Origin of the sequence: Synechococcus sp. R3-13 (genome assembly GCF_047462195.1) — a bacterium.
Classification (GTDB): Bacteria; Cyanobacteriota; Cyanobacteriia; order Thermostichales; family Thermostichaceae; genus Thermostichus.
Map to the genome: position 1 here is coordinate 1 of NZ_JANSIO010000197.1, position 10,632 is coordinate 10,632.

8 protein-coding genes are annotated in these 10,632 nt (G+C 58.9%); 4 read left to right on the forward strand and 4 right to left on the reverse strand.

From position 1 onward, the window contains the following. The first annotated feature begins 432 nt into the window (after positions 1 to 432). Positions 433 to 693 carry a ferredoxin-thioredoxin reductase variable chain gene (locus NW856_RS06045; protein ID WP_414399511.1) on the forward strand — a complete coding sequence of 87 codons (261 nt, stop codon included), beginning with the start codon at positions 433 to 435 and terminating at the stop codon, positions 691 to 693. Here the strand turns inward: NW856_RS06045 and NW856_RS06050 are convergent. Then, a complete protein-coding gene (locus NW856_RS06050) occupies positions 690 to 1,163 on the reverse strand; it encodes a hypothetical protein (protein ID WP_011432275.1) in 474 nt (157 codons plus the stop codon). The two genes, NW856_RS06045 and NW856_RS06050, sit on opposite strands and share 4 nt — an antisense overlap. Positions 1,164 to 1,423: 260 nt before the next feature. Between NW856_RS06050 and ftsH the strand changes: the two genes are divergently transcribed. Continuing rightward, positions 1,424 to 3,340 (forward strand): ATP-dependent zinc metalloprotease FtsH, encoded by a 1,917-nt coding sequence (gene ftsH, locus NW856_RS06055; RefSeq protein WP_414399512.1) that lies wholly within the window; start codon positions 1,424 to 1,426, stop codon positions 3,338 to 3,340. Positions 3,341 to 3,443: 103 nt separating this feature from the next. On the opposite strand, the gene glgP is transcribed toward ftsH, so the two are convergent. The 3 genes from glgP to NW856_RS06070 form a co-directional block, all read right to left on the reverse strand. Then, positions 3,444 to 5,645 carry an alpha-glucan family phosphorylase gene (glgP, locus tag NW856_RS06060; protein ID WP_414399513.1) on the reverse strand — a complete coding sequence of 734 codons (2,202 nt, stop codon included), beginning with the start codon at positions 5,643 to 5,645 and terminating at the stop codon, positions 3,444 to 3,446. A gap of 436 nt (positions 5,646 to 6,081) precedes the next feature. Further along, positions 6,082 to 7,266 (reverse strand): SpoIID/LytB domain-containing protein, encoded by a 1,185-nt coding sequence (locus NW856_RS06065; RefSeq protein ID WP_414399514.1) that lies wholly within the window; start codon positions 7,264 to 7,266, stop codon positions 6,082 to 6,084. 262 nt (positions 7,267 to 7,528) lie between these two features. Then, on the reverse strand, positions 7,529 to 8,062 hold the full coding sequence (locus NW856_RS06070; protein ID WP_414399517.1) for a nucleoside deaminase: 534 nt from the start codon (positions 8,060 to 8,062) through the stop codon (positions 7,529 to 7,531). A gap of 192 nt (positions 8,063 to 8,254) precedes the next feature. Between NW856_RS06070 and NW856_RS06075 the strand changes: the two genes are divergently transcribed. Together NW856_RS06075 and NW856_RS06080 are read left to right on the forward strand one after the other, a co-directional pair. Next, entirely contained in the window at positions 8,255 to 9,496 is a 1,242-nt protein-coding gene (locus NW856_RS06075; RefSeq protein WP_414399515.1) for an HhoA/HhoB/HtrA family serine endopeptidase, read from the forward strand. Between the two features lie 63 nt (positions 9,497 to 9,559). Beyond that, positions 9,560 to 10,632: serine/threonine-protein kinase (locus NW856_RS06080; RefSeq protein ID WP_414399516.1), on the forward strand; the 1,073-nt coding region annotated here is incomplete at its 3' end.

The following is a 10,632-nucleotide window of genomic DNA, read 5'->3' on the forward strand; positions in this document are numbered from 1 at the left end:
TCAGCAGTGTTCAGCGTAAATGTATCAGCAACAAAAGGTCGCCTTCTCTCTTTCCCAGATCCTGGCGGAAGCTGAGATTGGATAGGTGCTGCCTTTTCCTCCGAAACTGAGCTCTATCTCCTGCCCAATAGGGATCCCATGAGGTTGAAAGCCCTCATTTGATTTTCCTTGCCACACCCTAAAGTTCTCTGGAAGGATGTATACAATGCAGGGATCCAGTGGCCAGTCAGGGGGATCCCTTGGGTCGGGCTCATGGCTTGAGTTTGAGGGGATGTTCTCGGGTCATCCAAAGTGAGAGGGAACTTGAGAAAAATACAAACTACTGTTTCAGTTTCCACATACTTCTCCACATCTCGAAGGTTTGCTTAGAGATTGAGCTAGAGTGTTTCCAGTGGGTTCCTGTGGTGGGCCGCCTTGTTAGGAGGGCAAGACATGAAAGTTGGAGATCGGGTGCGGGTGCGTACCAGCGTGATCGTCTATCACCACCCGGAATATCGCAATCGACCTTTCGACCTCAAAGGCATGGAAGGGGAGCTGAAGGCCGTGATTCGGGATTGGAATGGCCGCCCGATCAGCGCCAACTTTCCCTTTCAGGTGCAGTTTGACAACAAGTTCCGTGCGCATCTCCAAGCTGATGAGCTAGAGGTGGTTGAGCCGGCCAACTCTGAAGAGCCCGCCGGGACGGCGGCCTAGTTAAGGCCCAGCAGCGTGCGGTTAGTTTCCAGAATCGGCCTGATCAACTTGGTTTCTTCGGGGGTGAGGTAATTGGCTATCACTTCTTGTAGGAAGCGATAGGTGGCCTCGCAACTGCGTTGGGTGCGGAAGGCCCGCATTAAGGTCTGGAACCAGTAGAGAAATCGATCTTTGTAGCGTTGCTCATCGTCCAGGAGCATGGCCAAAGCCGAGAGGCGCAAAACCCGCACGGTGTCAGCCTTCCACTTGTTGCTGAAGTCTTCCACCCCTCGCATGAGCAAGTAGGGATCCAGCGCGCGCATTTTCATCTCCACATCCCGGATGATCTGGGCTTCCGCCGCCTGGATCTTGCGATAGGCGCTCAGGCGTAGGTCAAAGGAGGCTAGGTAGGTCTCCATGAACTGCAGCTCTTCATCCCTGAGATAGCGCCCGTCGGCAGCGATGCTCAGTTCGCGCAGTTGAGTCAGCATAGGGATCCCTGGGCAAGCTGGAATGAGAATGGAAAAAACACCACCTATCCTGGCTGACGGCACAGCCTTGGTCTCTCAATCCTATCCCCAAACTCCCGGCCAGAAGAGCGGGATTGCAGGGATCCCCGGCAACCCTCTCAGTCAGGTTAATATTAATTAACAGTCTGTTGCTGCAAGAACCCACCCGACCCCAGATTGTTACCCATAGGTCACCATCTGCGAGTTCGATTCAAAAACACCCTTTGGGAGGAAACACTTCCGTGAGTCAGAAAGGTAAAAACAAGAAATGGAGAAGCGCGGGGTTATATGCGCTACTGGCCATCGTCTTGATCTCTTTAGCCACCACCTTCTTGGGTAATCGCCCGCCTGAGCGTTTGGAGATCAGCTACTCCGACCTAATCAGCCGTGTTGAACGGGGCGAGGTCAGCAAAGTTTTGGTGGAGACGGCCCCGGATGGTCGCCAGGTTGCCATCGCCGAGGCAGAAATCAACAACCGCGCCACCCCAGTGCAGGTGAATCTGCCCCCCCTTACCCCCGAGTTTGAGAACACCCTGGTTGCCAACGGGGTGGAGCTGGCCGTGCGTCCTGTCCAAGAGGAGGGGCTACTTGGGCGCATTCTCAGCACCTTCTTCCTGCCGGTTTTGCTCTTGCTGGGGCTCTTTTTCCTGCTGCGGCGGGCTCAAAATGGCCCAGGCAGCCAAGCTCTCAACTTCGGCAAATCCAGGGCACGGGTGCAAATGGAGCCGAAAACCCAGATTACCTTCAACGATGTGGCCGGCATCGATCAGGCCAAGCTGGAGCTGGCAGAGGTGGTGGATTTCCTGAAAAACTCAGAGCGCTTCACCGCTTTGGGAGCCAAGATTCCCCGCGGGGTGCTGCTGGTGGGCCCGCCCGGCACCGGTAAGACCCTGTTGGCCCGCGCCGTAGCCGGAGAAGCAGGTGTGCCCTTTTTCTCCATTTCCGGCTCCGAGTTTGTGGAGATGTTTGTTGGGGTGGGGGCCTCGCGGGTACGGGACCTGTTCGAGCAAGCCAAGCAAAATGCTCCCTGTATCGTCTTCATCGACGAAATTGATGCGGTCGGTCGCCAGCGGGGAGCTGGCTTGGGGGGTGGCAACGACGAACGGGAGCAGACTCTGAACCAGCTGCTCACCGAGATGGACGGTTTTGAGGGCAACTCCGGCATCATCGTCATTGCGGCCACCAACCGACCGGATGTGCTGGATGCAGCGCTGCTACGGCCTGGCCGGTTCGATCGCCAAGTTACGGTGGATCGCCCCGACTTCCAAGGCCGCCTGGAGATCCTCAAGGTGCACGCCCGCGGTAAAACTCTGTCTGCGGATGTGGATTTGGAGAAGTTGGCCCGCCGTACTCCTGGGTTTACCGGTGCCGATTTGGCCAACCTCCTGAACGAAGCAGCCATTCTGGCTGCCCGCCGCAACCTCACCGAGATCTCCATGGACGAGATCAACGACGCGGTGGATCGGGTGTTGGCCGGCCCAGAGAAGAAGGATCGGCTGATGAGCGAGCGGCGCAAGGAGTTGGTGGCCTACCATGAGGCGGGCCATGCCCTGGTGGGATCCCTCTTGCCCAACTACGATCCCATCCAAAAAGTGACGATCATCCCCCGGGGACAAGCAGGTGGCCTCACCTGGTTCATGCCCAGCGATGACGACATGGGACTAACCACCCGTGCCCATCTGAAGAACATGATGACCGTTGCCTTGGGTGGGCGCGTGGCCGAAGAAGTGGTCTACGGAGAGTCGGAGATCACCACAGGGGCAGCCAGCGACCTGCAGCAGGTGGCCCGCATCGCCCGCAACATGGTGACCCGCTTTGGCATGAGCGACCGACTGGGAAATGTAGCCCTAGGTCGCCAGTACACCAACATTTTCCTGGGCCGGGAGATCGCCGCAGAACGGGATTTCTCGGAGGAAACAGCAGCCCTCATCGACGAAGAGGTGCGGCGGCTGGTGAACGAGGCCTACCAACGGGCTACCTACTTGATTCGGGAAAACCGTGCCCTCTTGGATCGGATTGCCCGCCGCCTGGTAGAGGCCGAAACCATCGATGGGGAAGAGCTGCAGGCCATCATCGACAACTCTGAGGTGGTGATGCTGCCCCCCGAAGAGGAGCCAGAACCGCTGACTCTGCCTATGGCCGTCAACGCCGGCGCCTAGTCTCTTGTCCCCAAGCGCAAACCCGGGATCCCCGCTTTTCCTCTTGAGGAGAGAGGGATCCCAATGTTTTGTATGATTTGCGCTGGGAGAGGGGGAGTCCACCCTAGCCGGCAACAGCCGAACCCAACAGAGTCCGGCTCGCCTCTGCTTCCAGGGGCTGAGGCTCGTAGATTTTCAGCACGTACTCCGCTACCATGCGGTCGGTGTTGAAAACGGGGTTGAGGGTGCGGATGGCCTCCTTCATGCGGGCAATCCAGCGGCGCGGGATCCCTTTCTCATCCCGGTCGTAGAACATGGGGATTACTTCATACTCCAACAAGTCGTAGAGGGAGTTGGCGTCCAAGTCGTCTTGGGCAGCGGGATCCAGACCTTCGATTTCTTGGCCAATAGCCCAGCCATTGCGACCGTTGTAACCTTCGGGCCACCACCCATCCAGCACCGACAAATTCAATCCCCCGCTGAAGCCCACCTTTTGTCCTGAGGTGCCGGAGGCCTCCAGAGGGCGTCGCGGGTTGTTCAGCCACACATCGACCCCCTGCACCAAATTGCGAGCGACATAGGCATCGTAATTTTCGATGAAGGCGACCCGGTTGGCCACCTCAGGCCGGTTGGACCATTCCACCACCCGCTGGATCAGGCGCTTGCCCCCTTCATCCCGGGGATGGGCCTTGCCGGCAAAGATAATTTGCACAGGGTGCTCTTTGTTGGTGAAGATGCGGGTAATTCGCTCCAGATCGCGCAGGATCAAATCTCCTCGCTTGTAGGTGCTGAAGCGGCGGGCAAACCCAATCGTCAAGACCTTGGGATCCAGCAACTGGTTGACCGCTTGGATGCGCTCATTGCTTTCGCCGCGATTGCGCCGGGCCCGCAACACCCGGTGACGGGTAAAAGACACCAGCCGCTCCCGCAGAGCCTCTTTGCGCCGCCACAGTTCTTCATCTGGGATCTCTTCCACCTTGGCCCACAGTTCCGGGTCTGACACCCGCTCCGGCCAATCGGGGCCCAAGTACTGGTCGTAGAGGTTCCAAAAAAGAGGGGAAACCCAGGTACGGGCGTGAACCCCATTGGTAATGGAGCTGATGGGCACCTCATCCACCGATCGCTCAGGGTAGAGCACATGCCACATTTCGCGAGAAACCCGTCCGTGGAGCTTGCTTACCCCATTGGCTGCCCGCGCGTACCGCAAAGCCAGCACCGTCATGTTAAAGCGCTCCCAGGGATCCCCGGTGCGCCGAGCTCCCAAGGCCAAAAATTGTTCCCGCGTCAGGCCCAGTTGAGGCCAGAAGGAGGCAAAGAACGCATCCATCTCATTGGGGCTAAAGGCATCGTGGCCAGCCGGCACCGGTGTATGGGTGGTAAACACGCATTTTTCCCGCACCTTGGCCTCCGCCGTCTCGAAGGGGGTGCCCCGCGCCACTTCCTCCCGCAGCAACTCCAGCGTCAGGAAAGCAGCGTGCCCTTCATTCATGTGATAAACCATGGGATCCAAACCCAACTGGCGCAGCAGGCGCACCCCACCGATACCCAGGATGCACTCTTGGGCAATGCGAGTATCGGTGCTGCCCCCGTAGAGGTGGGCGGTAATCCAGCGATCGATGGGGTCGTTCTCCGGCAGGTCGGTGTCCAGCAGAAAAAGAGGTACCCGGCCCACGTCCGCCCGCCAGGCCCGCGCCTTCACCAACCGCTGCCGCATCGCCACTTCCACCAACAGAGGGCTGCCATCCGGCTGACGCACCAAAGTCAACGGCAGAGACTCAAACTCAGAGTCTTCATAAAGCTCTCCCTGCCAGCCATTGTTGTCCAGGCGCTGTTGGAAGTAGCCCTGACGGTAGAGCAATCCGACGGCCACCAGGGGCACCCCCAAATCTGAAGCCGACTTGAGGTGATCGGCGGCCAACATACCCAGCCCGCCAGAGTAGGTGGGCAAAGACTCGTGCAAGCCGTATTCGGCACAGAAATAGGCGATGGGACGCTGCCAGTCGTAGGTTTTCATGGTGCGCTTGGCCCAGGTATCCTCAGCCGTCATGTACTGCCGATAGGACTGCACCATCCGGTTCAACGTGTTGAGGTAGTTCACATCGGTGGCCAAGGCTGCCAACCGCAAGTAGGAAACCTCCTCCAGCATGCGCACCGGGTTGTGGGAGGTTTTTTCCCACAGGGCGGGATCCATTTCCCGGAAAATGGTGAGGTGATCCGGGTTCCAAGTCCACCAATAGTTACGGGCGATCTCGCACAGGGGCGTGAGCGCTTCCGGCAGCACCGGACAACGTTCGGGAAAAGCAGGAGCTAAGGTGGCAATGGACATAGGACAGATACCTGGGGTTAAAGTTATGGGCTCGAAAAAGAAGAGGTAGAGGTCGATCCTGGTAAACGTATCTCAATTATTATTGAGCCGATCCTGAGGATTCTGAGGGGGGAATTCAAGATCTCTACAAAATCTTCAGGGGACGTAACCCAAATTTTCCAGGGCTTCTCCCGATCTTGCCACAGCAGCGCGGAGCCTTCAAAAACAGGGGTCGCAGGCAGGCCAGCTTTCGATTCCGGCAGAAGCTGCCCGTCTATCGTAAGAGATGGTGCAACATTAGAGTTAACTCAAAGTTAACAAAATCTACAGAACCCCAACGAACCCTTGGGAAACCCCTCCGGTTCAATTAAAATGCTGCTTCTCATAAGCTCTTAAAAACTGCAGCTACTTTTGCTACCAATCGATGATTTTGTTGGCTTCTCCCTGAAGTTGAGCCCTAACGTCCTTCCACCACTGCCAAGGTGGTGTTGCGGTAGTAGTGGCTGAGGATCTGTTGGTAGGAGTAGTTCTGGCTGGCCATCCCAGCCGCTCCCCACTGGCTCATGCCCACCCCGTGCCCGTAGCCGCGCCCCTGAATCTCAAAGAAAGCTGGGAATGTCCCTGCCACAGGAGCCAGGCTGGCTGTAGTGGTGGCCTCCCCGCGCGGGCTAATGGCAATCTTTGTGCTGCGCAACCCAAGAGCCCGACGAAAATCGCCGGCATTGAGATCTTTGATCCCTTGGGATCCCGTCAGGCGCACCGTGATTGCCCGTCCCCACGGGGAGCTGCGCAGTACCTCCACAGAACGAATGGCACCGATCCCGGCAGCCAACTGCTGAATCTGTTGGGCAGGAACGGTGGCCGTCCAGCTAAACACGGGTGAGTGCTGATCGAAATCCGGCACCCCCTGTAAGTAGGGCCGCGACTCTAACCAGACATTGCCTGCATCATCCGTATGTCCCCCCGCAGAGGAGTGGAAAACCGCATTGATCAACTGCCCCTGGTGGATGAGAACCTGGCCGGCGGTCTCACGGGCAGCCGCTTGGGTACGGCTGGATTCGGCAGCTACCCCCTTGTAAACCTGCCAATCAATCCCGTTTCCTAAGTCAAAAGGCTGCTGGGAACGGCGACTGCGGTGGTAGAGGGCATAGGTGCGGGAGGCCACGGCTTGGGCTTTGAGAGCCTCCATGGGAAAACGGTGTCCCATCTCGCTGCCCACCACGCTGGAAACGTAGTCCTCCAAGCCAACTTGGTTGATGGCAATCACCCCACGCTCGCCGGGGATCAGCTCCACCCAGCCACGGTACCAATTCTGGTCAATAAACACCAACCCATCGGAGGTGGTGGGCTGTAGGTAAAGACGTTCTCCCTGTTGGCCGGCCAAACTGACTGCTGAACCCGAACGGCTGGCCTGCAGCGGTTGCATGGCCTGCACCTCTGCCAGCGGCTGTCCCTGGGCATTCAATAGGCGGGCTCCGGTAGAGCTGCCGACGGTGACCTGGGGCTTGTTGACGGCAATACCTACCCGCAGCAGCACCCGTGCCTGCACCGGAAAAGTCAAGCACAGCCAAGCCCAAACCAGAAGGGCAATACCTCTAATCGAGGCTGATGGCGGAGGAGAGAAGGAGAGGGTAATAGTCACACACCAATCCTCTGGGAAAGAGTATCACAGCCGGCGAGGGATCCCGGACAAGTCGGGTTTTGAGAATCCAGGCATAGGGCCGACGCACCCTCAACAACCCAAGCGGCCACCGCTGGGCTCAAGAGATCCCGCACTCGGAAAGCCTTTTTTGAGGCTGGTGCGGGATCCCGGGCAAGGGCCAGCCGAACCCGTTATGACAGTATCAAAAACATCCTGCAGATGCACGACTTCAACCCAGAATTTTCCGCCCCCAGTCCCTCGGTCAGGATTCAGCCGGCTCAGAGGGGATCCCGCGCCGGTGGCAAAACCACTGCTGCAATAGGCGGCGACACTCGGCCTCGCAGACTCCGCCGATGATCTCCGGGCAATGGAAGCTGGCGGCAGAAGCTGGCAAATTGAGTACACTGCGCAAAGCCCCGGCCTTGGGATCGTCTGCACCGTAAACCACCTGAGCCAGCCGCGATTGGCTGATGGCCCCGGCACACATGGGGCAAGGCTCAAGCGTGACGTACAGCCGACAGCCCCGCAGTTGCCAATCTCCCAAGCGCTGCCCTGCCTGCCGTAGGGCTAGGATCTCCGCATGGGCCGTGGGATCCCGATCCCGTTCCCGCCGGTTACTGCTCAGGGCCAACAGCTCTTCCCCTGGCCCCACCACCAGAGCGGCCACCGGCACCTCTCCGGCTTCTCCCGCTTGCTCAGCTTCTCGCAAGGCCAACTGCATCCAGGCGCGGTGGCGTTGCCACAGATCCCACCCTTGCGGCTCGGAGGAATGGAGCTCGCTCGGATCCCCGATCATTTTGGGCGTTTCGAGCACTGCCTCTGTCCGCAAGATTTGCTAGGGTAAGCACACATACCCCGAACATCCAAAAGTAAAGAGTAGGAATAGATAGAATAGACCAGGAGTGAACTGGGTCTTGATGGCGTAAGTCGGGGGAGCGGGTTCACGCCTTTTGAGTCTTGGCGATACGGCTTAGCTTTGGGAGGGAGCATGGCGCGGATTCTACGGCATACACTTTTGGCGATGGCTCTGTTTGGTGGAGGCGTCGCAGGTGGGGTCTGGCTATCGTCTCGAGCGGGGCAGGAGTGGTTACAGCAAACTCCCCTGATCACTTGGACGCGACGGGCCAGTGAGGGAGTAGGATCCCTTTTGCCCTGGTCTGAGTCCCGCCCTGAGGCTGCGAATTCTGCCCCTCCCGCCGATGCCGTCCGGCCTTCTAATTTTATTGCCGCCGTTGCCCAAAAGGTCGGCCCAGCGGTGGTGCGCATCGATGCCACCCGCACCGTGTCGAGGGGGGTCAACCCAGAACTGTTCAACCAGCCCCTGTTTCGCCGCTTCTTTGGGGATCAACTACCGCAGTTGCCGCAGGAGTTTCGGCAAGAAGGCACCGGATCGGGGTTTATCATCGACGCCAGTGGCCTGATCCTCACCAACGCCCATGTGGTGGAAGGCAGCGAGCGAGTCAGGGTTCATCTGCTGGATGGGCGCACCTTTGAAGGGGAGGTGAAGGGCTCAGACCCGGTTACCGATATCGCGGTGATCAAGATTGAGGGGGAGAATCTGCCCACGGTTACTTTGGGCAACTCTGACTTGGTGCGACCGGGGGATTGGGCCATCGCCATTGGCAACCCGCTGGGCCTGGACAATACCGTAACTGCTGGGATCATCAGCGCCGTCGGGCGCTCCTCCGGGCAAATTGGAGCTGCCAACAAGCGGGTGACTTTCCTGCAGACGGATGCGGCCATCAACCCCGGCAACTCGGGCGGCCCGTTGCTGGATGCGGAAGGGCGTGTGATTGGGGTGAATACGGCCATCTTCCAGCGAGCTCAGAGCGTCGGCTTTTCCATCCCCATCAACCGCGCCATGGAAATTGCCGAGCAATTGATCCGGAATGGTCGGGTAGAACACGCCTTCTTGGGCATTCGCATGATCACCCTCAACCCCGACATTGTGGCCCGCCTCAACCGCGACCCCGCTCGTCCCACCACGCTGACAGTGGAAGAAGGGGTTTTGATCGGGCAGGTGATTTCGGGATCCCCGGCTGAGGAGATTGGCTTGCGGGAGGGGGATGTGATCACTGAAATCAATGGGCAGGCCATCCGCGATGCCGAGCAGGTGCAGCAGTTGGTGGAAGCCGCTGGGGTGGGCAATACGCTGACGCTGCGGGTCATCCGCGATGGACAGGCGCGCACCTTCCAGGTGAAAACTGGAGTGCTGCCCGTAGACTTCTAAGCAGTTTTATGTGCCGTCAATTTGATCCCCGTGACACAATGGCCCTAGAGGCGGGGGTCAGGTATGGCTTGGGCAGTCGGCGAAAGACTACAGGGGGGGCGCTACCGCATTGAGGCCATCTTAGGAGAGGGGGGCTTCGGCATTACCTACCGGGCCTGGGATAACGTCCGTGCCGACCAGGTGGTTATCAAAGTTTTGAACGACAGCCTTCGTGAGGATCCCGACTATCCCCACTTCCAGCAGAACTTCATGAATGAGGCGCTGCAACTGGCCCGCTGCCGCCACCCCCATGTGGTGAAGGTGGAAGAAGTGATCTGGGAGCAGGATCGCTGGTGCATTGTCATGGAGTACATCCGCGGCCAGACTCTGCACCAGCTTTTGCGGCAAAAGGGGCCGTTGCCCTTGCCAGAGGCCCTGCGCCTGACGCAGGAGGTGGGATCCGCCCTGATGGCCCTGCACGAACAGGGGATCCTGCATCGGGATGTGAAGCCATCCAACATCATGGTGCGGGAGGGATCCGGGCAGGCAGTTTTGATCGACTTTGGCCTAGCTCGCGGCTACACCCAAGGTCTGATCCAACGCCACACCTCCTACGGCACCGATGGCTATGCTCCTCTAGAGCAATACGACAGCTTGCGCCGCCGCGGCGCCTTCACCGATGTCTACGCCTTGGCAGCAACCCTCTACACGGCGCTGACGGGGATGGTGCCTATGTGTGCGCCAGTGCGGGCCACAGGCCGCCAGTTGGATACCCCTCGCAGCCTTAACCCCAACATTCCCGAGGTTGTGGAGGCTGCCATTCTCAAAGGGATGGCTCTCCACCCAGAAGAGCGCCCGCAAACCATGGCCGAGTGGCTGGCACTGTTACCGGCAGAAGCCTCTCAACAAGGGAGGAAGCCGGTTGCTTTTGAGCCAGCCATCCGCACCCAAGAGCTGGGGGAGCTGGAGCAGATCTTGGCCCAGCCTCCACAACCCCAAGACGAGCTGGAACAGCTCCTGTCCCGGCACTCGGCGGAAGAGCTAGAGCAACTGGTGGCACCTCCCACCCCTGCCACTGCCAAAAAAGCTGGAAGAGAAGAGGGATGCGGATCCCTGATTTTTCCTGAGGTCTGTCCAGAGGAGAGAGGGAAGGGGGG

Excerpts from the sequence above, each read along its gene's own strand:
- NW856_RS06050 (WP_011432275.1), bottom strand. The coding sequence starts at position 1,163 with ATGCTGACTCAACTGCGCGAACTGAGCATCGCTGCCGACGGGCGCTAT.
- NW856_RS06075 (WP_414399515.1), top strand. The coding sequence starts at position 8,255 with ATGGCGCGGATTCTACGGCATACACTTTTGGCGATGGCTCTGTTTGGT.
- NW856_RS06070 (WP_414399517.1), bottom strand. The coding sequence starts at position 8,062 with ATGATCGGGGATCCGAGCGAGCTCCATTCCTCCGAGCCGCAAGGGTGG.
- NW856_RS06045 (WP_414399511.1), top strand. The coding sequence starts at position 433 with ATGAAAGTTGGAGATCGGGTGCGGGTGCGTACCAGCGTGATCGTCTAT.
- glgP (WP_414399513.1), bottom strand. The coding sequence starts at position 5,645 with ATGTCCATTGCCACCTTAGCTCCTGCTTTTCCCGAACGTTGTCCGGTG.